We start from the raw sequence: 23,959 nt of genomic DNA, 5'->3' as shown, positions 1-23,959 counted from the left end.
GCGTGGCCGATCTGGAGCGCTCCATCCGGCAATACATCGACCGACATAACGCCGACCCGAAACCTTTCATCTGGCACAAGAGCGCCGATACGATCCTCGCAAAGGTCGCTCGGGCTGCCCACAAACTTAGTTCGGCTTATTTTTGAGACACCACTAGGAAGGTACGAAATAACCCGCTGCGCAGCCCGATTGCGCCTCTGCGTTTCTCCACCGTACCGAAGTACGGCTGCGGTCCTCGCCGCGCACTCGGGCTTGCTCGCTACGGTTCTTTCGCACCTTGCGGTGGCCGTTGCCGACGGCGGTGGCAACCTCTTCTTCATAGCACTGCGCATGGCGCCGGCCGAACCCTGACGCTCGCAAGGCTCCGGTGCGCGTTTTCGGCAGACGCCGGCGCCCGGAATCCGGCATGTCCCGACGTCTCCAGCCACCCCGTGCGTCGTTTGTCATGTGGGGTTTCTACTGATATTAAATGGGAGCGCAACCGGGCGCGATCATTGCTAGCATCCCCCAGCCTTGTCGTGCCGTAGTTCTGGTCGGAGGGGCCCCATGTCGGGGCGAGGCGGACAGGGCGGAGGAAAACCGATGCAAAAAATCAAGTTCAAACAAGCGGTATTGGTGCTGGCGGTTCTCGCGAGCGGTGCCGCGTATGCGCAGAGCAACGTGACGTTGTACGGCCGCGTCAACACCACGGTCGAGCGCCAGAAGACGGGCGATGCCACGGTCGGCGGCGTGTTCAACAACGCCTCGCGTTTCGGCTTCGTCGGGACCGAGGACCTGGGCGGCGGCCTGAAGGCCGGTTTCCAGCTCGAGAGCGGTTTCAACTCCGACACCGGTGCCGCCGCGGCCACCTTCTTCGGTCGACGCAGCGAAGTGAACCTGTCGGGCGGTTTCGGCACCGTGCGCCTGGGCCGCTTCTTCGCCGAGTCGTACTTCGCGACCGCCGACTACGTCAGCCTGCACAACCACGACACCGGCTCCTCGTCGGATGCCCTGTATGCCTACGTGATGCGCGACACCAACAAGGTCGCCTACCGCACGCCGAGCATCGCCAACCTGACGGTCGAAGCCGCGGTGGGCCTGCACGAGCAGATCAAGAACACCCCCGCCGCCGCCGGTGCCAACGGCAAGTACGCCCAGGACCTGGCCGCCAACTACAAGCTGGGCGCGCTGGAACTCGGCGCCGGCTATACCCACCTCGACATCGCACGCCAGGCCGCCTTCCGCGCGCTCTATACCGTCGGCCCGTTCATCGTCGGCGGCTACTACCAGCGCGACAAGAACGCCTACGTGGTCAACGGCGGCGAGCGCAACAACCTCCGCCTGGCCGGCGCCTACCTGTTCGGCGCGTCCGAGCTGCACCTGAACGTGGGCCGTGCCGACAGCTACAAGAACGTGGCCGACAGCGGTGCCACCCAGGCCACGATCGCCTACAACTACAAGCTGAGCAAGCGCACCAAGGTCTACGCTTACTACACCCGCGTCAACAACGACCGCAACGCGGTCTACAACGTGGGCACCGCCGGCCAGAAATTCAGCTCGGTCGCGGCCGGCATCCGTCACAACCTCTGAGTTCTCGCCGCTCCCCGGAAATCCGCCCGCGTGGCGGATTTTTCACGTCCGGCGTGGGGCCGGGCGGGAGGCCGCGCCGGGTATGTAGGAGAACGGCGACAGCCGCGCCGCTTGCGCTTGTTTCGACCCGAAATGGCCGCATAACAGGGGGTTCGGAGCCGGTCGGACCGCTCCCATGTTCCGCCACCCCACACGAGACCCATCGCATGTCCCAGGGCGCCATCCGTATCCGCGGCGCTCGCCAGCACAACCTCAAGAACCTCGACCTGGACATTCGCACCGGCGAACTGACGGTGGTCACCGGGCCCAGCGGCTCCGGCAAGTCGAGCCTGGTGTTCGACACCCTCTACGCCGAAGGCCAGCGCCGCTACGTCGAGACCTTCTCGGCCTACGCCCGCCAGTTCCTCGACCGGATGGACAAACCGGCCGTCGACAAGGTGGAGGGCGTGCCTCCGGCGATCGCGATCGACCAGACCAACCCGGTCCGCTCGTCGCGCTCCACCGTCGGCACGATGACCGAACTGAACGACCACCTGAAGCTGCTCTATGCCCGCGCGGCCCGGCTCTTCGACCGCGAGACCGCCTTGCCGGTGCGCCACGACACGCCCGAGACCATCCTGGCCGAGCTGCAGGCGCGTGCCGCCGCCGCGGTGGCGCAGGGCGCCGAGGACCCGCGCATGGTCGTCACCTTCCCGGTGGAACTGCCGGCCGGCACCTCGGCCGAAGAGGTGGAGCAGTGGCTCTCGGCCAGCGGCTTCACCCGCGTCCAGGCCGAGCGCGAGGAAGCCAGGACTTACGCGGCGCGCACGAGCGCAGCGCCGGGCCGCCCCAAGCAAGCGAGCGTCCCCCCGGGGGGCAGCGAACGACACGCAGTGGGGAGCGTGGGGGCGGTAAAGGTGCTGGACGTGGTGGCCGACCGGTTCAGGATCGGCACGGTGGAGAAGGCGCGCGCGGTCGAGGCGATCGAGGTGGCGCTCAAGCGCGGCGCCGGCCGGATGACGGTCTACGCCGGCGGCGGCGCCGAGGCCGGCGAGGCCGCGCTGTGGCGTTTCTCCACCGGCCTGCACTGCCCCGAGAGCGACCTGCGCTACGCCGAGCCGACGCCGTCGATGTTCTCGTTCAACTCGGCCCTCGGCGCCTGCGCCACCTGCCGCGGCTTCGGCCGGGTGATAGGGGTCGACTACGGCCTGGTGATCCCCGACGAGAAGAAGACCCTGCGTGCCGGCGCGATCAAGACCATCCAGACGCCCGCCTGGAAGGAAGCCCAGGACGACCTGATGCGCCATGCCGAGACGGCCGGCATTCCGCGCGACACGCCATGGAACAAGCTCACCCCCGCCCAGCAGGCCTGGGTGATCGACGGCTCGCCGCAGTGGAACGGCAAGTGGAACCAGCACTGGTTCGGCATCGAGCGCTTCTTCGAGTACCTGGAGAGCAAGGCCTACAAGATGCACATCCGGGTGCTCTTGTCCAAATACCGCAGCTACACCCCGTGCCCCACCTGCCGCGGCGCGCGGCTGGAGCTGGAAAGCCTGCTCTGGCGCATCGGCACCAAGGACGACGCCGACGCGGTGCTGCCGCCCGAGAAGCGCTTCATGCCCGAGGGCGTGAAGTGGTCGCGCGACCGGCTGGAGGCGCTGCCGGGCCTGTGCCTGCACGACCTGATGATGCTGCCGATCGAGCGGCTGCGCCGCTTCTTCGACCGGGTGTCGGCCATGCCTGTTGCTACTGAAAGCATAGCGGGTGGTCGGGACGTGAAGCCGGCTACAGGCATTTTCGATATGAAAAACACCCTGGTGGCCGAACCGGGCGAGCGCCACGCGCTCAAGCTGCTCTACGAGGAGATCACCACCCGGCTGCGCTACCTGCACGACGTCGGCATCGGCTACCTGACGCTCGACCGGCAGAGCCGCACGCTGTCGGGCGGCGAGGTGCAGCGGATCAACCTGACCACCGCGCTCGGCACCTCGCTGGTCAACACCCTCTTCGTGCTGGACGAGCCGAGCATCGGCCTGCACCCGCGCGACATGGGCCGGATCACCGAGGCGATGCACCGGCTGCGCGACGCCGGCAACACCCTGGTGGTGGTCGAGCACGACCCGGCGGTCATGCTGGCCGCCGACCGGGTGATCGACATGGGCCCCGGCCCCGGCGAGCGCGGTGGGCAGATCGTCTTCGACGGCACCACCGAGGCGCTGAAACGCGCCGACACCCTCACCGGCGCCTACATGGGCGCCCGCAAGCAGGTCGGCATGGGTTTCCAGCGGACGGTGTCGGAGAGCACGCCCCGCCTGGTGCTGGAAAACGCCCGCGAGCACAACCTGCGCGGCGTGACGGTCGATTTCCCGCTGCAGCGGCTGGTCACCGTCACCGGCGTCAGCGGCTCGGGCAAGTCGACCCTGGTGCAGGACGTGCTGGCGCCCGCGCTGCTGCGCCACTTCGGCAAGGCGACCGAGACGCCCGGCGCGCACGACCGGCTGATGGGCGCCGACCACCTCTCGGAAGTGGTCTACGTCGACCAGTCGCCGATCGGCAAGACGGCCCGCTCCAACCCGGCCAGCTACGTCGGCGCCTGGGACGCGGTGCGCGAGATCTTCGCCACCGCGCCGCTGTCCCGCCAGCGCAGCTACACCGCTGCCAAGTTCAGCTTCAACAGCGGCGACGGCCGCTGCCCCACCTGCGGCGGATCGGGCTTCGAGCATGTGGAGATGCAGTTCCTCTCGGACGTCTACCTGCGCTGCCCCGACTGCGACGGCAAGCGCTACCGCGACGAGATCCTGGAGGTGAAGGTCGAGCGGGCCGGCCGCCTGCTCAACGTGGCCGACGTGCTCGATCTGACGGTGAGCGAGGCCGCCGAGCTGTTCAAGGGCGACCGCGAGGTGCTGCGCACCCTCCAGCCGATCGTCGACGTGGGCCTGGAGTACGTGAAGCTCGGCCAGCCGGTGCCCACGCTCTCGGGCGGTGAGGCGCAGCGGCTCAAGCTGGCCGGCTTCCTGGCCGAGGCCGCCAAGAGCGCCACCGCCAGCCGCCAGCCGGTGGCGCGCAAGGGCACGCTGTTCCTGTTCGACGAGCCCACCACCGGCCTGCATTTCGAGGACATCGCGAAGCTGATGCGCGCCATGCGCAAGCTGCTCGATGCCGGCCATTCGCTGGTGGTGATCGAGCACAACCTCGACGTCATCCGCGCCAGCGACTGGCTGATCGACCTGGGCCCCGAGGGCGGCGAGGCCGGCGGCCTGCTGGTGGCCGAAGGCACGCCCGACGACCTGCGGGCGCACGCCACCTCGCACACCGGCCGGGCGCTGCGCGAATACGAGGAAGCCCTGGGCTTCGCCACGCCCACCGCGGTGGAGGAGGGCACGCCGCTGCAGACCCTCGTGCGGGCCCGCCGCGCCGCGGCCACCGGCCCGGGCGCCGACGCGATCCAGATCGTCAACGCCCGCGAGCACAACCTGAAGAACGTGACGGTCGACATCCCGCGCGGCAAGTTCAACGTGGTCACCGGCGTCAGCGGATCGGGCAAGTCGACGCTGGCCTTCGACATCCTGTTCAACGAAGGGCAGCGCCGCTACCTCGAATCGCTCAACGCCTATGCCCGCAGCATCGTGCAGCCGGCGGGCCGGCCCGAGGTGGACGCGGTCTACGGCATTCCGCCAACGGTGGCCATCGAGCAGCGGCTCTCGCGCGGCGGCCGCAAATCGACCGTCGGCACCACCACCGAGGTCTGGCACTTCCTGCGGCTGCTGTACGTCAAGCTGGGCGTCCAGCACTGCATCCACGACGGCGCGGCGGTGCGGCCGCAGACGCCCGAGAGCATCGCGGCGCAGCTGATGAAGAACTTCCGGGGCCGCTGCATCGGCCTGCTGGCGCCCCTGGTGATGAACCGCAAGGGCGTCTACACCGAACTGGCCGACTGGGCCCGGCCGCGCGGCTACACCCACCTGCGCGTCGACGGCAACTTCCTGCCCACCACCCGGTTCCCGCGCATCGACCGCTTCAAGGAACACATCGTCGAGCTGCCGATCGCCAGCCTGAGGATGGTGCCCGAGAACGACGCCGCGCTGCGCACCGCCCTGGCCCTGGCGCTGGAGCACGGCAAGGGCGCGGTGCACGTGCTGGCCGACATCGAGGGCCTGGAGGCCGCGCTGAAGGCGGGCGAATCCACCGTGGGCGTCGGCAACCTGCACGCGTTCTCGACCCAGCGCGCCTGCCCGGTCTGCGGCACCAGCTATGCCGAGCTGGACCCGCGCCTGTTCAGCTACAACAGCAAGCACGGCTGGTGCACCGACTGCGTCGGCACCGGCGTCAAGCTGACCAAGGACCAGCGCGAGGTCTTCGACGACTCGGTGCTGGCCGACGACCAGAAGGGCCGCGAGCAGACCTTCGCCGAGCCCGAGGCCGCCGACGTGGCCGACGCGGTGTGCCCCACCTGCGAAGGCACCCGGCTGAACCCGGTGGCCCGCGCGGTCCTGTTCCGCGAGACCGGCATCGCCGCCCTGGCGCGGATGAGCGTGATCGACGTGTCGGCCTGGTTCGAGGCGCTGGCGATGGAGGGCCGCGAGGCCGGCATCGCCCGTGACCTGGTGCCCGAGATCCGCAGCCGCCTGGCCTTCCTGCAGGAGGTGGGCCTGGGCTACCTGACGCTCGACCGCGGCGCGCCCACGCTTTCGGGCGGCGAGGCGCAGCGCATCCGGCTGGCGGCCCAGCTCGGCAGCAACCTGCAGGGCGTCTGCTACGTGCTCGACGAGCCCACCATCGGCCTGCATGCGCGCGACAACCAGATATTGCTGAACGCGCTGCACAAGCTGGGCGAGAAGGGCAACACCCTGGTGGTGGTGGAGCACGACGAGGACACCATCCGCCGGGCCGACCACATCATCGACATCGGCCCCAGCGCCGGCAAGCGCGGCGGCCGGCTGGTGGCGCAGGGATCGGTGGCCGACATCCAGGCCGCCGGCGATTCGCAGACCGGCCGCTACCTGCTGCACGCGATGAGGCATCCGCTGCAGCCGCGCCGCCCGGTGGTGGAGGCGGCCAGCGCCGGGCCGCTCCCAAGCGGCCGCGCCTCCCCCGAAGGGGGTGGAGAATTACACGGAGCGGAGCGCAGTGAAAAGCCGGGGGGGCCTGAGCTTTTCTGGATCGAGCTGCGCGGCGCGCGGCTGCACAACCTGCAGGACGTCGACATCGACGTGCCGCTCAAGCGCCTGGTGGCGATCACCGGCGTCAGCGGGTCGGGCAAGTCGACCCTGGCGCGCGACGTGCTGCTGGCGAGCGTCCAGGCCGGCGTGCAGCAGCGCACCACCCGCGCCGGCCGCGAGGCCGACGACGCCGGCAAGCATGCCGCCTGGACCGGCTGCGAGAGCCTGGACGGCTACCAGACCATCGACCGGGTGCTGGAGGTCGACCAGACCCCCATCGGCAAGACACCGCGCAGCTGCCCCGCCACCTACATCGGCTTCTGGGACGTGATCCGCAAGCTCTTCGCCGACACGCTGGAGGCCAAGGCCCGCGGCTATGCGCCGGCGCGCTTCTCGTTCAACACCGGCGATGGCCGCTGCCCGGTCTGCGAAGGCGCGGGCGTGCGCACCATCGAGATGAGCTTCCTGCCCGACGTGAAGGTGCCCTGCGAGACCTGCCACGGCGCCCGCTTCAACCCCGAGACGCTGGCCGTCACCTGGCGCGGCAAGAGCATCGGCGACGTGCTGCAGATGGAGATCGACGAGGCGGTCGGCTTCTTCGCCAGCATGCCCAACATCGCCCATCCGCTGCAGCTGATGCAGGACGTGGGCCTGGGCTACCTGACGCTGGGCCAGCCGTCGCCCACGCTCTCGGGCGGCGAGGCGCAGCGCATCAAGCTGGTGACCGAGCTGAGCAAGGTGCGCGACGAATTTCCCTTGCCCCCACTCGCCTCCGGCGAAGGCCCCCCCGAGGGGGGCGCGGCCTTGCTCGGGAGCGGCCCGGCGCCGCAGCCGACCCGCCGCGGCCAGAAGCCGCCGCACACGCTCTACGTGCTGGACGAACCCACGGTCGGCCTGCACATGGCCGACGTCGAGAAGCTGATCCAGGTGCTGCACCGCCTGGTGCGCGGCGGCCACAGCGTGCTGGTGATCGAGCACGACCTCGACGTGATCGCCGAGGCCGATTGGGTCATCGACCTGGGCCCCGAAGGCGGCACCGGCGGCGGCCGGGTGGTGGCCACCGCCACGCCCGAGGACGTGGTGCGGCTCGGCACCCATACCGGCCGGGCGCTGGAGGCGGTGCTGGCGCGCTAGGGCCAACCGCGCATCGTCGAATGCGATGCTATTAAAAGAATAGCTGGAGGTCGGCGCCGTACGCAGGCCTCGGCTATTTTTCTTTCCGAAACGGTCAGGCCGGATCGGCAGGAGGCCGGGTCCCGCGCGCGACACGCCGGGCGTAAATCCCGATGACCGCGACGGTCGGCGTACGTCCAATGGAAGGCACCGTATGTCCGCATTCTCCAAGGAGTTTCCATGCACCGTCGCCAACTGCTCCAGGGCGCCGCCGGCGCCCTGGGCGCGGCCGCCCTGTCCGGCGTGCCCGCGGCCCCTGCCCAGCCGGGTGCACCGTTTCCCGCGCGGCCGGTCAAGCTCGTCATCGCCTTTCCCGCGGGCGGCCCGACCGACATCACGATGCGCCAGCTGGCCGAGAACGCCTCGAAGCTGCTCGGCCAGCCGGTCATCGTCGAGAACAAGCCCGGCGCCGGCGGCACCCTGCCGGCCCAGCAGCTGCAGTCGTCCCCGGCCGACGGCTATATCCTGGCGCAGATTCCGCTGGGCGTGTTCCGTCTGCCCTACACCACCAAGATCGCGTGGGACCCGGTCAAGGACATCAGCTACGTGATCAACGTCACCGGCTATGCGTTCGGCATCGTCGTGCCCGCCGACAGCCCGATCAAGACCTGGGCCGACTTCGTCGCCTACGCCAAGGCCAACCCCGGCAAGCTGAGCTACGGCTCCACCGGCACCATGACCAGCCCTCACCTGACCACCGAACTGGTCGCGCAGCAGCTGGGCCTGCAGCTCAACCACATCCCCTACAAGGGCAGCGCCGACCTGATGCAGGCGGTGGTGGGCGGCCATGTGATGGCCGCGGCCGACAGCACCGGCTTCGCGCCGCAGGTCGAGGCCGGCAAGCTGCGGGTGCTCAACACCTGGGGCGAACAGCGCCTGGCCAAGTTCCCCGACGCGCCGACGCTGAAGGAACTGGGCCTGAACGTGGTCCAGAACTCGCCCTTCGGCATCGGCGCCCCGCGCGGCACGCCCGCCGCGGTGGTCGAGCGGCTGCACGACGCGTTCAAGACCGCGATGGAAGAGCCGGCCTATGTCCAGGCCCTCGACCGCTACGACATGCTGCCCAACTACATGTCGTCGGGAGACTACGCCCGGTTCGCGCATGACACCTTCACCCGCGAGAAGGCGCTGGTGGAGAAGCTGGGCCTGGCGAAGCCGGCCTGACAAAGCTGCGGGCCGCCCTGGTCCGCGCCGCACCCGGTTCGGCGCAGCGCCGGGTTCGCCGCCGTGTGCGCCGGCCGTGCTACGGCGTTCCGCCCTTGTCGTCCGGCATTCCTTGCGCTGCGGCAGTGGGTGCCTTGCGCACCACGCCCAGCTTCAGGCCCAGCATGCCGAAGATGCGGTTCATCGTCTGCACGCTGCCGTCGCTGCGCTCCTGTTCGATGTCCTGCATCGTGCGGTAGCCGACACCTGAGAGGCGTGCCATCTCCGCGGTCGTCAGCCGCATGGTCTTCTTCAGGTGCCGGACCGCCTGCGGAAGCGACCATTCCGGGTGCGCGAGCACGTCTCCCACCGCCTGTCGGCGCAGGTCGAGTTGGGCGGCGAGGGGCAGGGCGTTGAAGCGTTTGTCCATGCGGTGCTATTCCACTTCGGCGAGGGCCGCGGCCAGGGCGCGGATGCCCGGCCGGAGATGGGCGATGAGCTCCGCATCCAGGCCATGGTCCTGGTTTTTCTCGGAGGCGAGTTGCGCCAGCAGCGGCGCCATCGCCCGCAGGCCGGCGGCCAGCGGCGCGCGCTGCAACCCGGCGCTCTTCCCGCGGCGACCGGCTCGACGCGGTGCTTCGCCCTGTTCGCACACGCTGTCGAGCACCCGCCGCCAATCCGGCCGGCCGCCGTCGTTGTCGGTCCAGCGGATGCGCCGCGCGATGCCGTCGGGGTGCAGGTACATCGGCGCGAAGTCGTAGAGCGGGGTGAGGCCGATGCGGCCCTCGGCGTCGCGCTGCACGGCGGTGTTGCGGGCGTGGTTGTCCTTGTTGCCCAGCGCCAGGTTCGCGACATCGCGCCGCAGGTACTCCAGCACTTCCGTTTGCGGATCGGTGCAGTGCCGCACCAGTTCGCGGCAGACCTGGTCGTGGCTCGGCACCGCCTCGAAGCCGGGCATGCCGGTGAGGGTGGCGATGCTCTCCTGCGCCAACCGGACGACCCGGCCTGCCTCCACCCGGCGGTCGAAACGCGGGATGAAAAGCGCACGATGGCGCAGCATCAGCGGTGCGTGCACCCGCAGGCCCAGGCGGGCGGCTATGCGCATGTAGGGCGCCTCGTGGCGCAGGATGCTGGCCAGCTGGGGATCGGTGCCGCGGCCGAACTTGACGATGTAGTGCGCCACCGCCCGCGCATCGGGCAGGGTGTGGTCGAGATACAGCAGGCCGTCGTCGGCACGGGTCAGCAGCACCTTGGGCCATTCGCCCTGCACGCCCGACGAGCCGGCCACGAACAGGCCGTGCGATGCCAGGTACTCCGCGAACGCGTCGCCCCGCTCGGCCACTTCGTCGTCGGTGAAACCGCGCGTGGCGCCGGCGTTGCGCCCCAGCCATTCGGCGGCTTCCTTCACCCGCAGATGGCCGATCGGGTTGCCCGCGCCGGCCAGCAGCAGCGGCCAGTCGGCCACCACGCCGGCGGAGGGCGATCGCCCGAAGCGGCGCAGCAGTTGCTGCCGGCCGAAGCCCTGCGGCAGCATGTCGATCAGAAACACCGGCCAGTGCGGGATTTGCAGCGGCTCCAGGCCCACCGGCCAGCGTGCGCACAGCGCATGCGCATCGGTGGCGCCGGGGTGTTCGAAAGCCCACTCGACCGCATAGCCCGAATAGGTCGCGGCCTTCCAGCCTTCGTTCGCCGGACCGAGCAGACGCACCTGGGCGACATCACGCCACCGGTCGTCCAGCTGGAGCTGGATAGTGCAGGTGTCTTGCATTTACACGAAATTCTAGAACGAATAGGTCACTGATTGCAGATGATTCGTATGGTTTTACGGGTAAAAGGAAACTGCTGCCGAGGTACGGATTTTTTGGGAGGGAATGCATCTGCATCTGTGGCATGGGTGTGAAGCCCAACGCCGGACAATCGGCCGATGATCCCCGCGCCCGATACGCCATCCCCGACCATCGTGTGGATCCACCGCGAAGCGCCATCCAAACCGGCATTCGGCGCGCCCTGCAACGGCTGCGGCATCTGCTGCCTGGCCGAGCCGTGCCCGGTGGGGATGCTGGTGAGCGGGCGGCGCACCGGGGCGTGCGTGGCGCTGCGCTGGGACGAGGGGCAGGCGCGCTATCGCTGCGGCATGGTGACCGCGCCGGCCGAGGTGCTGTCGCCGCGGTGGCGCTGGCTGGCGCCCTGGATCGGCCGCCGGGCGCGGCGCTGGATCGCGGCGGGCCAGGGGTGCGACGCCGACCTGGATGCGTCGGCCGGCTGAATGGATTGAGGACGAATGCCGCCCGCGCGGCAGGGCGGCGGAACCTCCACCAAGCGCACACAAACGCTCGACAGTCGGTCAAGGTTGCCCCGCCAGACTCCGCGGAGTTCATCACACGACACACCCTGGAGTCCTGCTTTTCCATGAGCAATGCGCAGCTGCTGGCCGACGAAGCGAAATACTGTTCCTTCGGCGATACGGTCCATTACGTCACCCCGCCCAAGATTTTTTCCGGCTGCAACGGCAGCTACATGTACGACGAGGCCGGCACGCCGTATCTGGACCTGCAGATGTGGTACTCGGCCGTCAACTTCGGCTACAAGAACAAGCGCCTGGAAGATGCGATGCTGCGGCAGCTGGACGTGCTGCCCCAGATCGCCAGCCAGTACCTGCACCCCACCAAGATCGAATTGGCCAAGTGGATCGCGCAGGACGCCGAAGCCAAGTGGGGCCGCGAAGGCCGGGTGCACTTCAACGTCGGCGGCGCGCAGGCGATCGAGGATTCGCTGAAGGTGGTGCGCAACGCCAGCAACGGCAAGAGCCTGATGTTCGCCTTCGAGGGCGGCTACCACGGCCGCACGCTGGGCGCTTCCAGCATCACCTCGAGCTACCGTTACCGCCGCCGCTACGGCCACTTCGGCGACCGCGCGCAGTTCCTGCCGTTCCCGTACCCGTTCCGCCGGCCCAAGGGCATGAACGCCGAGGAGTACGGCGATTCCCTGGTGCAGGATTTCGCCCGCAAGTTCGAGAACGAATACCACGCGGTGTGGGACCCGAAGACCCGGCAGTGCGAATACGCGGCCTTCTACGTCGAGCCGATCCAGGGCACCGGCGGCTACGTGATCCCGCCGCCCAACTACTTCAAGGGCATGAAGAAGGTGCTGGACGACCACGGCGTGCTGCTGGTGGTCGACGAGATCCAGATGGGCTTCTGGCGCACCGGCAAGCTGTGGTCGATCGAGAACTTCGGCGTGCAGCCCGACGTGCTGGTGTTCGCCAAGGCGCTCACCAACGGCTTGAACGCGCTCTCCGGCCTGTGGGCGCGCGAGGAGCTGATCAACCCGACGATCTTCCCGCCCGGCTCCACCCATTCCACGTTCGCGTCGAACCCGCTGGGCACGGCGCTGGGCCTGGAAGTGCTGAAGTTGACGCACGAGGTGGATTTCGGCAAGCAGGTCTGCGACAGCGGCGCGTACTTCCTGGACGGCCTGCGCGACCTGCAGACGCGGCACCCCGAGATCGGCGACGTCGACGGCCTGGGCCTGGCGCTGCGGGCCGAGATCTGCGAGGCCGACGGCTTCACGCCGAACCGGGCGCTGCTCGACAAGATGGTTGACATGGGGCTGGAAGGCTCGCTGGAGTACCAGGGGCAGAAGCGCGGCCTGGTGCTGGACGTGGGCGGGTACTACAAGAACGTGATCACGTTCGCGCCTTCGCTGATGATCACCCGGCCGGAGATCGACGAGGCGATGGTGCTGTTGGATCAGTTGTTGGTGAAGGCGAAGCGGGGCTGATCGGCGCTGCCGGTGGTGGTGGCTCCCCGGTCTTGCTCCCTCTCCCCCTGGGAGAGGGCAGGGGTGAGGGCCGCGCCCGGCCTGCCAACCACTGACAGCTGTTGCGCCAGCGACCCGGCTCCCCGGTCTTGCTCCCTCTCCCCTTGGGAGAGGGTTGGGGTGAGGGCCGCGCCCGGCTGATGGATGGAGCTGCTGCTTGTCGCTGCGCTGCCCGTGTCGGGTCCGGAGGCGGGGATTTCGCCCCCGCGGGCGAGTCCCTTTCTTTGCTTCGCCAAAGAAAGGAACCAAAGAAAGGCGACCCCGCGTGCTGCGTCCCTCCGCTGCGCTGCGGGCAACCTGCGGTGCTCGCGGCAGGCGGGGTCTCGCTAAACTCCCTGCGCTTCGCTCCGGTCAAACAACGCGAGCCCTGATCCGCCTGCCGCTGCGCTCCTCGGCGCATCCCGAGGGGCTTGGGAGCGGGGACCTTCGGCTGCTGCCGGCTGCTGCCGGCTGCGCGGCAGTGACGCCTGGGATGGGGAGCAGCACCCATGCATGGGTGGGATGTCGGTGGTGCTGTTGCTACGGTTTTTATAGCTGATGGTCGGTGTTCTGTGCCGGCTGGGGGCATCTTTCATTCATATTCCGCTGATCCATGCCGCACTTCAACCAGCTCGAACCGCCGTCGCTGCTTGCGCATTTCCGGCGGCACCCGCCGCGCGGGTTCGCCGTGCTGCATGCGGCGCCGGCGCCGGCCTTCGTGGCGCCGTTCGATCTGCTGACCACGGCGGACGACGGGTTCAAGCAGCGCGTTGCGGGGCTGCCGCTGTTCGCGCGCTGGTCGCGGTGGTTGCGCGTCCGAACCGCGTTCGTCGGCACCACCGTCACCGAGTACGCACCGCTGCCTGCGGCCACCGCGCCGGCGGCGTTGGCCCATGCGCTGCGGGTGGCGGTGGCGCCGGGGTACCGGCTCACCATCGTCAAGGACCTGCCGCAGGCGTCGCCGCTGCTGACCGACGCCGAGAACGCGCATGCCGATGCGTTGGCGGCGGCCTGCACCGCGCAGGGCTTCATCGTCGTCGAGGGGCAGGCGCTGGCCTATGTGCCGATCGACTTTCCCGACATCGACGCCTACCTCGCACGGCTCTCCACCGGCCGGCGCAAGAACCTGAAGCGCAAGCTGCGCAGCCGGTCCGACGTCACCGTCCGGCGCGTGCCGACCGGCGACGCGTTCGCCGACGACGCGGTGGTCGATGCGTACTACGCGCTGTACCGGGGGGTGTATGCGCAGAGCGAGATCCACTTCGACGAGCTGTCGCGCGACTTCTTCGCGGCGGTGCTGCGCGACGCGGCGGCCGGCGGCACGGTCTTCGAATATCGGCGGGTGGCCGACGGCGCGCTGATCGGCTGGAACCTGTGCTTCGAGCACCGGGGGCAGCTGGTCGACAAGTACATCGGCTTCGCCTACCCCGCGGCGCGCGAGGCCAACCTGTATTTCGTGAGCTGGATGGTCAACCTCGAGTATGCGATCGCGCGCGGCCTGTCGCACTACGTGGCGGGCTGGACCGATCCGCAGGTCAAGGCGCAGCTGGGCGCGCGGTTCAGCTTCACCCGGCACCTGGTCTACGTGCGCAACCCGCTGCTGCGCGCGCTGGCGCGGCGCTTCGCCGGGCATTTCGAGAGCGATCGGCAGTGGAGCGAGCAGGCATGAGCGGGCACTTCGTGCTGCAGGGTTCGCGAGGGGCCGCCCGGTGAATCCCGCCGCGCCGCCCGTCGTCCTCGACATCGACGACTCCGTCGGACCGCTGCCCGGCGAGTGCCGCCTGCCGCTGCACGACTGGCAGGAGGCCGTGCGCTTCGGCTGCGGCCTGCCGCGCTTTCGGCGCTTCGCTGATCTGCTCGACGCCCGCATGCCGGCCTTCGGCGCGCACGGCACCGTGTTCATGGGCAGCGGCGACTTCCACCACCTGAGCGGCCCGCTGGTGGCCCGCTGCATCGCCGCGCGGGCCTTCACCGCCCAGCGCCCGCTGCGCATCGTGGTGCTCGACAATCACCCCGACAACATGCGCTTTCCCTTCGGCATCCACTGCGGCTCCTGGGTGCGCCAGGCCGCGCTGCTGCCGCAGGTTTCGCAGGTGCATGTGGTGGGCATCACCTCGGGCGACATCGGTCGGGGCCATGCCTGGGAGAACTACCTCACGCCACTCTGCACCGGCAAGCTCCGCTACTGGAGCACCGGCGTCGACACCGGCTGGTCCCGCTGGCTGGGCCTGGGCGCCGCCTTCCGCGGCTTTCCCGACGGCGACGCCCTCGTGGATGCCCTGTGCGTCACCCTGGCCGCCGACCCGCAGCCGACCTACCTCTCGATCGACAAGGACGCCTTCGCCCCCGACGTGGTGCGCACCAACTGGGACCAGGGCGTGCTGCGGGCCGACCACGCGGATGCGGTTATCGGCGCGCTGCGCGGCCAGGTGGCGGGCAGCGACGTGACGGGGGAGGTGTCCTCGTATCGGTACGCCACCGCCTGGAAGCGCTGGCTGAGCGCCGGCGACGGCCAGCAGACGGAGATCGCGCCGGACACGCTGCGGCGGTGGCAGGCCGGGCAGGATGCGTTCAACCAGCGCTTGCTGGAGAAGCTGAGAAGCGCAGGTTGACGGTGCCGGCGACTTCGACGCATTGCTATTGAATTGGTAGCTGATGGTCGGCGCTGCAAGCCGGCGACAGGCACATTTCACCAAGAACGACCCCTATGCCGCCGCAGGCCCCGGCGTCACTGCCGCGCAGCCGGCAGCAGCCGAGGGACCCCGCCTGCCGCGAGCACCGCAGGTTGCCCGCAGCGCAGCGGAGGGACGCAGCACGTGGGGTCGCCTTTTCTTGGTTACTTCTTTTGGCGAAGCAAAAGAAGCGACTCGCCCGCGGGGGCGAAATCCCCGCCTCCGGACCCGACACGGTCAGCACAGCGAAAAGCAGCAGCCGCACAGAAAAGCCGGGCGCGGCCCTCGCCCCCACCCTCTCCCAGGGGGAGAGGGAGCCATGCAGGACAGCCGGGCACGGGCCCGACAGCCGTCAGTGGATCGCAAGCAGGTCGCGGCCCTCGCCCCCGCTGTCTCCCAGAGGAAGAGGGAGCAAGAGCCGCAGCAGACCTACGCCGCAACCCCCCCGAACACCCGCGGCAACAACACCCGGAACGTCGTCCCCGTCCCTGCCCCCGACTCCAGCTCCACCGTCGCATCCAGCAACTCGCACAGCCGCTTCACGATCGACAGCCCGATCCCTTCCCCCGCCCCCTGCTGCACCGGCCGCGGATCCGCCGGATGCCCGGCCACCGCGGCCTTCACCGTCGCGGTGGCCTCCACCGCTTCCACCGTCGCCGCAGCGGTTCCCCGCGTGTTCTCGGCCACCGGCTGCAGCTTGGTCGCGCTCTCCAGCGCACCGGCCAGCGGCGTGCCCGGGCCGGCATGGAAGCCGGGGCCGGTGTCGCGCACCTCCAGCAGCCAGCGCTGGCCGTCGGCGCCGCCGTCGATGTCGCCCCAGCGCACCGCCACGCCGCCTTCGGTCGTGTACTTGATCGCGTTCAGCACCAGGTTCTGCGCCAGCCGCCGCGTCTTGACCGCATCGGCCTCGACCACGAACGACGCCGGCCCTTCGGCGCGCAGGTACAGCTGGCGCTGGCTCGCCGCCGGTTGCAGCGCCTCGCACAGATCGTGCAGCAGTGCGCCGATATCGACCACCGCCGCGTCGCGCCGCTCCTTGCCGGCCTGCAGCCGGGCGAGGCTGGTCACGTCGTCTAGCAGGTGGTGCAGCGCGCCGACGTTGCGCTCCAGCATGCGCAGGAAACGCTCGCGCGCCGGGTCGGGCAGGCCGCTGCGGGTCAGGCCGCGGGTCACGTTGGCCACCACGCCCACGTTGCCGCGCAGGTCGTGCGCCACCTGCTGCCACAGGTCGGCGCGCTGCTGCTCCAGCTCCTGGATCGATTCCAGCGCGCTCTCCAGATCATGGACGTGGCCGGCGGCCTCCATCTGCTGCAGCCGGAAATACTGGCAGGTGCTTTCCTCGATGCCGACGCTGCAGACGCTGGCCCACAGGCGGCGCGCGGTGGCCATCACCGCATGCGGCAGGGTGGGCCGCTCTTCGGCATACGCTTCCAGCGCGACCACCATGCATTCGTTCAAGCGGCCCAGCTCGCGGGTCACCTCGCGCAGGTCGTAACCCTGCTGCCAGCGTTGCAGGCCGTGCGCGGCCGCATCCTGGCCGACACCGGCCGGCTCCTCGGCGTCGGTCGCGGCCGCCCGGGCCAGTTGCTTCTAGAAGGCGGAGAGCACCGCCGGGATGTGGTCGTTGAGCTGCACCCGCGGCAGCGACTGACCGGTGGTCAGCGCCGGGTCCTCGAACACCGCGATGCGCCAGGCCTGCAGCAGGGCCTCGCGGCGCTGCTCGAGGTAGAGGGCGAGGTCGGCGAGTTCGGTTTCGATGGCTGGCATTCGGGCGGGCGGCAGCGGGGTAAAAAACCATTGTTACCCATCCGGCCACGGGGCCCACCGCCTGCGCGACACGCCGCGTCGCCGCGTGGGGCTTATGGTGGAGGATTGGACACCGCCTTACCTCGAAGCCCGCACCCATGACCGCAGACCGATTCCGTCCCCTCCACGACGCCCTGCAGCACCACATCGACCGGGGCCTGCTGCCCGGCGCCGTGGCCCTGGTCCACCACCGCGGCGAGACGGTGCATGCCGGGGCGCTGGGCGTCCGCGCGCCGGGAGGCGGGCCGATGGCGCTCGACACGCTGTTCCGCATCTACTCGATGACCAAGCCGATCGTGTCGCTGGCGGTCCTGATGCTGGCCGAGCAGGGCCGGCTGCTGCTGTCCCAGCCCGTCGCCCACTGGCTGCCGGCCTTCGCCGACCAGCAGGTGCGCACCGCGGACGGCCGCCGGGTGCCGGCCGCGCGGCCGGCCACGCTGCACGACCTGCTGCGCCACACCGCGGGCCTGAGCTATGCCTGGGACGCCGGCCCGGTGCAGGACGACTACCAGGCCGCCCGCCTCGGCGCCCGGGATCTGAGCAACGCCCGGCAGGCCGCCGCCCTGGGTGCCTTGCCCCTGGTGCACCAGCCGGGCACCGCCTGGGAATACAGCCGGGCCACCGACGTGCTGGGTGCCGTGCTGGAGGCGGTATGCCAGGAGCCGCTGGGTGTGCTGCTGCGGCGCATGGTGCTGGGCCCGCTTGGCATGCACGACACCGCCTTCCACCTCCCGGCCGCGCAGCGCGGTCGGCTGGCCGAGCCCTTCGCGGCCGATCCGCGGAACGGCGCGCCGGTCGCGCTGCTGGATGCGACGCTGCCACCGGTGTTCGAATCCGGCGGCGGGGGCCTGGTCTCGACCGCGGCCGACTACGCCCGCTTCCTGTCGCTGCTGCTGGGGCAGGGCACCCTGGGCGGCGTGCGCCTGGCCGGCCGCAAGACCATCGCCTGGATGACCGCCGACCACCTGGGCACGATTCCGGTGGCGGGCGCCCTCCTGCCCGCGGGCTACGGTTTCTGCCTGGGCGTGGCGGTGCGGCGCGAGGACGGCCTGGCCGCTCGCCAGGGCTCGGCCGGCAGCTACGGCTGGAGCGGCATGGCGGGCACCGTGTTCTTCGTCGACCCGTCGGAGGAGATGTTCGGCATCCTGCTGACCCAGGCGCCCGGCATGCTCGACGCGCTGTGCGACCTGTTCCCCAACCTGGTCTACGGGGCGCTCTGAGCCCGCCGGCACCCCCCACCGCGTCCGCCGCCGGGAAGCGGCGAAAATCCCCGCCATGCAGCAGCCTCCGCCGTCCCCACCCGCCCCACCGTCGCCGCCCGCCGAACGGTCGACCCAGCCCCGCAATCCGCTGCACGGGGTGACGCTGGAGGCGATCGTCACCGCCCTGGCCGAGCATTACGGGTGGAACGAACTCGCCCATCGGGCGCCGATGCGCTGCTTCACCCACGACCCCAGCGTGTCGTCGAGCCTCAAATTCCTGCGCAAAACGCCCTGGGCACGCGAGAAGGTCGAGAGCCTGTACCTGTTCATGCTGCGGGATGTTCGGCGGGCCCCGCGAGGGCGGGGCGCTTCTTGAGGGTCCGGTCGGCAGCGCAATCGCCGGCCGCGGATCGACCGCGGCCGCAGTCGTCCATCTCACCGTCCTGCGCCCATCGCCCGCCGGGCCTCTGCCCGGCTTTCCCGAAGGGTGGGTCCCGCAGGCAGGCGCTCGCGGCGTTGCGGCCCTTGCCCAGGCGCGGGCCTCGGGCGGCGGCCCGCGCCTTGCGATCGCCCGCCTGCGGGACCCACGCGGGTACGTCGAAGTGCATAACGCGCCCTAGCGCCCACCCGGCGGCACCAGCTTGTCGCGCAGTGCCTCGACCAGGGCGTTGTCCACGTAGTGCGGGCCGTCGAACAGGAACACCTCGTGCCCGCCGTAGGTGGCCAGTTGGGGCACCAGTTCCTCGGGCGTCGCCGGACGGAAACCACCGCCGGGCGCCGGTCGGAAGGCCTCGGCGATCAGCTTGACGCGCCGCTTGCCCAGCTTTTTCTGCAGGGCCACCAGGTAGTCGCGCGCCACCGGCGCACTGCGCGCGTGCACCCCCACCCCGTCCTGGAAAAACACCCCAACGTCGGAAGGCAACCAGCCCCCGAGCCAGGCGGCCAGGGCGTCGGGACCGACATTGGTGCCGTCGTAGGCGCTGATCCACAGCGGGCGCGGCAGGCCCTCGAGCTTCTTCGCCAGGCCGGCGGCGTCCTGCCAACTGGGGTCGACCTCGACCGGAAAATACCAGCCGGTCACGTTCAGCGGCGTCGCGCGGCCCGCCAGGCAACGCGATTGCGCCACCAGGCCGTCGACACCACGACGGGCGCTGGCCTCGTCGCCATGGGCCGCCAGGCCGAGGATGACCTGGCCGGCCCACGGTTCGCGCGCGATGCGCTGCCAGTCGGGCGTTGGCGCCGCCGGGGCGCCGCCGGGCGACGGTTCCGCCGCCGCGGGGCCGGGACATCCGTCCACGAAGGCACGGCCGTCCCGGGCGGTCCACTGAACCAAAAGGGTCCTGGCGCCCAGGCGCTCCCAGATGCCCTGAGGATGCAGGGTCTGCGCATCGGGCTGCCAGACGGTGCCGGCGATGCGAACGGCCGCCTGGGCGCCGGGTGCCGGAGCGTTGTGGCAGCCCGTCAGCGACAACAGCGCACCCGTCAGAGCTGCGCCGACAACGTGTCGGAGGGTCGGGTGACGGGGCAGCGGCAAGCGTCGATCTTCAGTAGTTGTAGGAAAGCCGCAGCACCAGGCCGCCGGCCCGGTCGTCGCCCGCCACGCGCCAGCGGTACTGGGCCGACAGGTCGGCATAGGAGCGCGGGCCGGAGCGCGCATCCTCGCGCCACCAGCTGCGCAGGTTCATCCCGACGCCCGCGCCCACGGCGCGCGGCCGGGCGAAGCCGGTGTTGTAGTCTGCCGCAAGCACCACGTGCGGCATGAGCGTCGCCTGCGACAGACCCGGCCAGCCGCGATCCGCGGCGTCGAGTCGCCAGCTGCGGCCAAGCCTGCCTTCGGACACCAGGTATTTTTCTCCCGCCTGCAGGTAGCGGCCGGCTTCGGCGTAGCCGTCGCCGGACCACCAGCTGTCGCGGTCCACCCGCGGCGCCACGCCGAAATTCTCGGAGATGCCCGCGCGCAGCAGCCAGTCGCTGCGGCTGGCGGAGCCGACCTTGACCAGCCGTTCCGCGGCCACTACCAGGTTCACCGCCGACAGCGGCCGTGCGCGCACGCCCACCGCGGCCTGCGCGCTGGACGCGCCCTCCGCATAGCCCGCACCGCTGTACGGCGTCCCGAGCACGCGGCCGTACAGGTCGACGAAGGTGCCGCCGCCGGCGAAGCCCTTGAGTTCGCGGGGGCGCCAGTAGCCCTCGGCCACCGCCTGCACGCTGCGGTCGGAGCGGTCGCCGGCGGTGCCGGTGCTGCCCGTGTCGGTGGCCAGTCCGGGCAGGGTTCCGCCACCCCGGTAGAACAGCGCCGCGCTGGCGCCGCCGGCGCGTTCCTGATCGGCCACCGCCAGGCGGATGTCCTGACGAGCTTGCGGATCGAGGACGATCTCGCCGGCGTCGGCGGCATCGAGCGCACGGCGGAAATAGGCGGCGGACACCGAAGAATCCCCTGCCCGCAGGCTGGCATAGGCCGCGTCGAGCAGGTGCGCAGGGCGCAGGCTGCCGCTCCGGTCCGCGTGTGCGAAGGCGGTTGCCGCCTCGCGCGACCGGTCGTCGCGCAGGAACCCGTAGGCCTGTTCCACATGACCGGCCGGTGCCGACGGCACGAATACGGGCGTGCCGGGGCCCGCATCCGCCATCGGCGCTGGCTCCACCGGCGCCGGCCCTGCGGCCCGCGCCGCGGGAGGGCGGGCCAGAGACCTGGCTATCTGCAGCATCGGGTGACCGTCGCCATCACCGTCGCCATCGCCCGTGTCGGGGGCGCCGACGATCCGGTAGGGTGGACCCGGGAGGGACATGTCGTCGCTCGCAGCCGGTACCCGCCCGGGCCGGGCTCGCGGCCGCGGGGACGCGGCGCGGCGCACGGCAACCGCACGAGCGGGTATCGGCGGCGATACCGCACCGCTGTCTGCCGCGCGCGTCTGGCGTTGCGCGGCATCCTCGGACGCGCGCAGCAGTGCCTGCAGCCGCTGCACATCCGGCCGCAGGCGGATCGCCTCCCGCGCCCGCGCGGCAGCGGCGGCGTAGTTGCCCCGGTCGTAGGCCCGGTACGCTTCGTCCGCGAGGCGGTAGGCAGGACCCGTCAGGGGAAGTTCCTCGGTAGCCGCATGCGGCAGCCCGGGCAGCGATGCACCGGCCGCGAGCAGCGCGGGCATTCCACGCCGGACCATGCGGCCGAGCAGGCATGACAGGTCGGCCCGCCTCATGCCCGCACCATCGGGGGCGGCCCCAGGCCACCGCCCGTGCCGCGCCAGGGACCGGGCGGCAGCGGATCCGGCGGCGGCGCATGCCAACGCTCGCGCTGGGCGGCGATCGCGCGCTCCACCGCGGCGCGCGACACCACGCCCCGCGCCACCAGGTAGTCGCCGATGCGCCCGTCGGTATCCGGGCGGTAGCGCACCAGCGCGCTGCCGAAATCATCGCGGCTCACCAGCCCCAGATCGACCAGCAACTGGCCCAGCAGCGGCGCTGCGTCCGGGGCGAATCCCTCCTGGCCGCCGCGCAGCAGGCGCAGGCCGGCGACGATCTCGCTCTCGCGGACGATGGACTGCAGCAGCGGCATGCCGGCGGCGGCAGTCAGGGCCTCGGACGCCTCGTCGGACAGCGGGCTGGCCACCGCCAGGCGCAGCGCGACCGGCGCGCCCGCGGCCGCGGGCGCGCCGGACGGTACGCCGATCTCGGCGGGCGGCAACGGCTGCTCGGCCGGCGTCTCGATGCCGAGCGCCAGCACCTGCCAGCGCACGCAGAGCTGCGCGGGGAGGCATGCGGCATGGCGCTCTATCTCCGTGGCGTCCGGGTATGCGCGCGGCATTCCCGACTGGTAGGCCAGTGCCTCGGCCAGGGTCTCGTCGTCGAGCCAGCCGTGCGACAGCAGGATGCGGCCCAGCGGCGCACCGCGGGTGCGCTGTTCCGCGAGCGCCGCGTCCAGGTGGGCCTGGTCGACCGCCTGCCAGCCGCCGAGCAGATCGCCCAGGCGCCTGCGGGTGCGGGCGATCTGGGCAGTGCTCGGAAAGTCGTGCATGGTCTTATCCCAGACCAGGTCCCGCCCCAGCAGCAGGTGGCCGAGGAAGAGCTTCCAGGCGCGCGCCGTCGCCAGGAAGTTGACCACGTTGCCGACGACCATGCGCGGGACCGACATCAGCGCCTGTTCCCAGCCGTAGAGCCGGTGCACGAAGTACACCCGCTGCACCACCCGCAGCACCAGCGCGATCGCGTTGAGCCCGATCACCGTGCCGAGCCAGCTGCCCTCGTCCACCGGCGAGGGAAAGCGCACGCCGGTGGCGCCGGTGGCGTCGAGCATCCACAGCAGGATGAAGTCCGCCACCAACAGGTAGGCGAGCACGCTGACGAAGGAGGTGACGATGCCCTTGCGGTCGCGCAACAGCAGGTACTTGGTGGTCAGCGAGCCCTTCCAGCCGATCTGCTCCCAGCTCTGCAGGCCGATGCCCAACACCCAGCGCGCCTTCTGGCGGTAGGCGGTGCGCAGCGTGCCCGGAAAGAACTCGCGCACGCACAGGGGCATGGTGACCGTCAGCGCACGGTCGGGACGCAGGCCGAACCAGCTTTTACGGCGCACCCGGAACTGCACCGGGAAGCGCGCGAAGATCGACCGCATGCCCAGCTTGCCCAGTCGTGAGCCGACATCGTAGTCCTCGGTCAGACTGTCGGTGTTGAAGGGTTGATTGTGTGTCCCGTCCAGCAGCGCCTGGATCGCACGGCGCGAGAAGCAGGTGCCGACCCCGGCGGAAGGCACCACGCCGGTGACGCTCTCGCGCACCACCAGATCCTTGGCATGCCATTCGGCGAACTCGTCCATGTAGGTGCCGGCCACCAGCTCGTGCCACTCGCGCTTGAGCGACACCACCGGCAGCTGGATCATGTCCTTGCGCGGCAGCAGGTAGTTGAAGAATTTGAGTTCCAGCGGATGCAGCACGTCCTCGCTGTCGTGCAGCACGATCCCCGCGAAGGGCTCGCCCATGCGCTGCTCGTGCAGCACGATCGCCTGGATGATCCAGTTCAGGCAGTCTGCCTTGCAGGTCGGCCCGGCGTGCGGCACTTCCACGCGCTCCAGCTGCCGGTAGCGGCCGCGCATCCGCTCCACCTCGGCGATGGTCTGGATGTCGTTGGGATAGGTGCCCACGAAGATGCGGTAGTGGTGGTAGTCCAGGGTGCCCACCATGGTTTCCAGCATCTGGGCGATCACGTCGTATTCCAGCCAGGCCGGCACCATCACCGCCAGCGGCTGCTCGGGGCGCGCGTGCAGCTGTTCCGCGGCCAGCGGCCGGTAGTCCTTGCGGTCGAGCACGGTGAGACGGCGCCAGATCCGGTGTATCCAGTACCAGGCGTCGATGATCAGGTCGTCGATGCTCGAGACGAGGATGACGACGGCCACCACCGCGGCGAAGGCCTCCAGCCACACGTAGTGCTGGGCGGCGGCGATCTGCCATTCGAGGTTCATGGCCTATCCTGC

16 protein-coding genes and 1 pseudogene are annotated in these 23,959 nt (G+C 70.4%); 10 read left to right on the top strand and 7 right to left on the bottom strand.

The window, feature by feature from the left end; genetic code table 11:
• The 4 genes and pseudogenes from DFQ15_RS17805 to DFQ15_RS09180 form a co-directional block, all read left to right on the top strand.
• A pseudogene (locus DFQ15_RS17805) lies at positions 1-146 on the top strand (IS630 family transposase); the annotation flags it as partial.
• 436 nt (positions 147-582) lie between these two features.
• Positions 583-1,569 (top strand): porin, encoded by a 987-nt coding sequence (locus tag DFQ15_RS09190; RefSeq protein ID WP_110465693.1) that lies wholly within the window; start codon positions 583-585, stop codon positions 1,567-1,569.
• Positions 1,570-1,775: 206 nt separating this feature from the next.
• Positions 1,776-7,841, top strand: a complete 6,066-nt coding sequence (gene uvrA, locus DFQ15_RS09185; RefSeq protein WP_110465692.1) for an excinuclease ABC subunit UvrA — start codon at positions 1,776-1,778, stop codon at positions 7,839-7,841.
• 219 nt (positions 7,842-8,060) lie between these two features.
• Positions 8,061-9,044 (top strand): tripartite tricarboxylate transporter substrate binding protein, encoded by a 984-nt coding sequence (locus DFQ15_RS09180; protein WP_110465691.1) that lies wholly within the window; start codon positions 8,061-8,063, stop codon positions 9,042-9,044.
• A gap of 79 nt (positions 9,045-9,123) precedes the next feature.
• Here the strand turns inward: DFQ15_RS09180 and DFQ15_RS09175 are convergent, their stop codons facing one another.
• Together DFQ15_RS09175 and DFQ15_RS09170 are read right to left on the bottom strand one after the other, a co-directional pair.
• A complete protein-coding gene (locus DFQ15_RS09175; protein WP_110465690.1) occupies positions 9,124-9,453 on the bottom strand; it encodes a helix-turn-helix domain-containing protein in 330 nt (109 codons plus the stop codon).
• 6 nt (positions 9,454-9,459) lie between these two features.
• Positions 9,460-10,791 (bottom strand): type II toxin-antitoxin system HipA family toxin, encoded by a 1,332-nt coding sequence (locus DFQ15_RS09170; RefSeq protein ID WP_110465689.1) that lies wholly within the window; start codon positions 10,789-10,791, stop codon positions 9,460-9,462.
• 156 nt (positions 10,792-10,947) lie between these two features.
• Here DFQ15_RS09170 and DFQ15_RS09165 point away from each other — a divergent pair, with 156 nt between their 5' ends.
• From DFQ15_RS09165 to DFQ15_RS09145, 4 genes are all read left to right on the top strand, one after another.
• The gene (locus DFQ15_RS09165; protein ID WP_110465688.1) at positions 10,948-11,289 is read left to right on the top strand and encodes a hypothetical protein; all 342 of its coding nucleotides are present in this window, start codon (positions 10,948-10,950) and stop codon (positions 11,287-11,289) included.
• Positions 11,290-11,432: 143 nt separating this feature from the next.
• The gene (locus DFQ15_RS09160; RefSeq protein WP_110465687.1) at positions 11,433-12,803 is read left to right on the top strand and encodes an aspartate aminotransferase family protein; all 1,371 of its coding nucleotides are present in this window, start codon (positions 11,433-11,435) and stop codon (positions 12,801-12,803) included.
• Between the two features lie 631 nt (positions 12,804-13,434).
• Entirely contained in the window at positions 13,435-14,490 is a 1,056-nt protein-coding gene (locus DFQ15_RS09150; protein WP_110465685.1) for a GNAT family N-acetyltransferase, read from the top strand.
• Positions 14,491-14,530: 40 nt separating this feature from the next.
• Positions 14,531-15,433, top strand: coding sequence for a hypothetical protein (locus tag DFQ15_RS09145; RefSeq protein ID WP_110465684.1), 903 nt, complete (start codon positions 14,531-14,533; stop codon positions 15,431-15,433).
• Between the two features lie 489 nt (positions 15,434-15,922).
• Here DFQ15_RS09145 and DFQ15_RS09140 read toward each other — a convergent pair whose 3' ends face one another.
• Together DFQ15_RS09140 and DFQ15_RS17800 are read right to left on the bottom strand one after the other, a co-directional pair.
• Positions 15,923-16,972, bottom strand: a complete 1,050-nt coding sequence (locus DFQ15_RS09140) for a sensor histidine kinase (protein WP_233504377.1) — start codon at positions 16,970-16,972, stop codon at positions 15,923-15,925.
• A gap of 111 nt (positions 16,973-17,083) precedes the next feature.
• Positions 17,084-17,260, bottom strand: coding sequence for a hypothetical protein (locus tag DFQ15_RS17800; RefSeq protein WP_233504375.1), 177 nt, complete (start codon positions 17,258-17,260; stop codon positions 17,084-17,086).
• A gap of 137 nt (positions 17,261-17,397) precedes the next feature.
• Here DFQ15_RS17800 and DFQ15_RS09135 point away from each other — a divergent pair, with 137 nt between their 5' ends.
• On the top strand, positions 17,398-18,519 hold the full coding sequence (locus tag DFQ15_RS09135; protein WP_110465683.1) for a serine hydrolase domain-containing protein: 1,122 nt from the start codon (positions 17,398-17,400) through the stop codon (positions 18,517-18,519).
• 55 nt (positions 18,520-18,574) lie between these two features.
• Positions 18,575-18,877 carry a VF530 family protein gene (locus DFQ15_RS09130; protein ID WP_110465682.1) on the top strand — a complete coding sequence of 101 codons (303 nt, stop codon included), beginning with the start codon at positions 18,575-18,577 and terminating at the stop codon, positions 18,875-18,877.
• Between the two features lie 240 nt (positions 18,878-19,117).
• On the opposite strand, the gene DFQ15_RS09125 is transcribed toward DFQ15_RS09130, so the two are convergent.
• From DFQ15_RS09125 to DFQ15_RS09115, 3 genes are read right to left on the bottom strand one after another with little or no spacing between them, the layout of a single operon-like run.
• Positions 19,118-20,035, bottom strand: a complete 918-nt coding sequence (locus tag DFQ15_RS09125; protein ID WP_233504373.1) for an alpha-amylase family protein — start codon at positions 20,033-20,035, stop codon at positions 19,118-19,120.
• Between the two features lie 10 nt (positions 20,036-20,045).
• Entirely contained in the window at positions 20,046-21,644 is a 1,599-nt protein-coding gene (locus tag DFQ15_RS09120) for an NfrA family protein (RefSeq protein ID WP_110465680.1), read from the bottom strand.
• A gap of 47 nt (positions 21,645-21,691) precedes the next feature.
• The gene (locus DFQ15_RS09115) at positions 21,692-23,947 is read right to left on the bottom strand and encodes a glycosyl transferase family protein (protein ID WP_110465679.1); all 2,256 of its coding nucleotides are present in this window, start codon (positions 23,945-23,947) and stop codon (positions 21,692-21,694) included.
• Positions 23,948-23,959 lie beyond the last annotated feature (12 nt).

The sequence above is a fragment of the Xylophilus ampelinus genome (genome assembly GCF_003217575.1).
GTDB lineage: Bacteria > Pseudomonadota > Gammaproteobacteria > Burkholderiales > Burkholderiaceae_C > Xylophilus > Xylophilus ampelinus.
This window is presented reverse-complemented; position numbering and strand designations above follow the sequence as displayed.

Coding starts and splice junctions, on each gene's coding strand:
- DFQ15_RS09190 (WP_110465693.1), top strand. CDS start 583: ATGCAAAAAATCAAGTTCAAACAAGCGGTATTGGTGCTGGCGGTTCTC.
- uvrA (WP_110465692.1), top strand. CDS start 1,776: ATGTCCCAGGGCGCCATCCGTATCCGCGGCGCTCGCCAGCACAACCTC.
- DFQ15_RS09180 (WP_110465691.1), top strand. CDS start 8,061: ATGCACCGTCGCCAACTGCTCCAGGGCGCCGCCGGCGCCCTGGGCGCG.
- DFQ15_RS09175 (WP_110465690.1), bottom strand. CDS start 9,453: ATGGACAAACGCTTCAACGCCCTGCCCCTCGCCGCCCAACTCGACCTG.
- DFQ15_RS09170 (WP_110465689.1), bottom strand. CDS start 10,791: ATGCAAGACACCTGCACTATCCAGCTCCAGCTGGACGACCGGTGGCGT.
- DFQ15_RS09165 (WP_110465688.1), top strand. CDS start 10,948: ATGATCCCCGCGCCCGATACGCCATCCCCGACCATCGTGTGGATCCAC.
- DFQ15_RS09160 (WP_110465687.1), top strand. CDS start 11,433: ATGAGCAATGCGCAGCTGCTGGCCGACGAAGCGAAATACTGTTCCTTC.
- DFQ15_RS09150 (WP_110465685.1), top strand. CDS start 13,435: ATGCCGCACTTCAACCAGCTCGAACCGCCGTCGCTGCTTGCGCATTTC.
- DFQ15_RS17800 (WP_233504375.1), bottom strand. CDS start 17,260: ATGCCAGCCATCGAAACCGAACTCGCCGACCTCGCCCTCTACCTCGAG.
- DFQ15_RS09135 (WP_110465683.1), top strand. CDS start 17,398: ATGACCGCAGACCGATTCCGTCCCCTCCACGACGCCCTGCAGCACCAC.
- DFQ15_RS09130 (WP_110465682.1), top strand. CDS start 18,575: ATGCAGCAGCCTCCGCCGTCCCCACCCGCCCCACCGTCGCCGCCCGCC.
- DFQ15_RS09120 (WP_110465680.1), bottom strand. CDS start 21,644: ATGCCCGCGCTGCTCGCGGCCGGTGCATCGCTGCCCGGGCTGCCGCAT.
- DFQ15_RS09115 (WP_110465679.1), bottom strand. CDS start 23,947: ATGAACCTCGAATGGCAGATCGCCGCCGCCCAGCACTACGTGTGGCTG.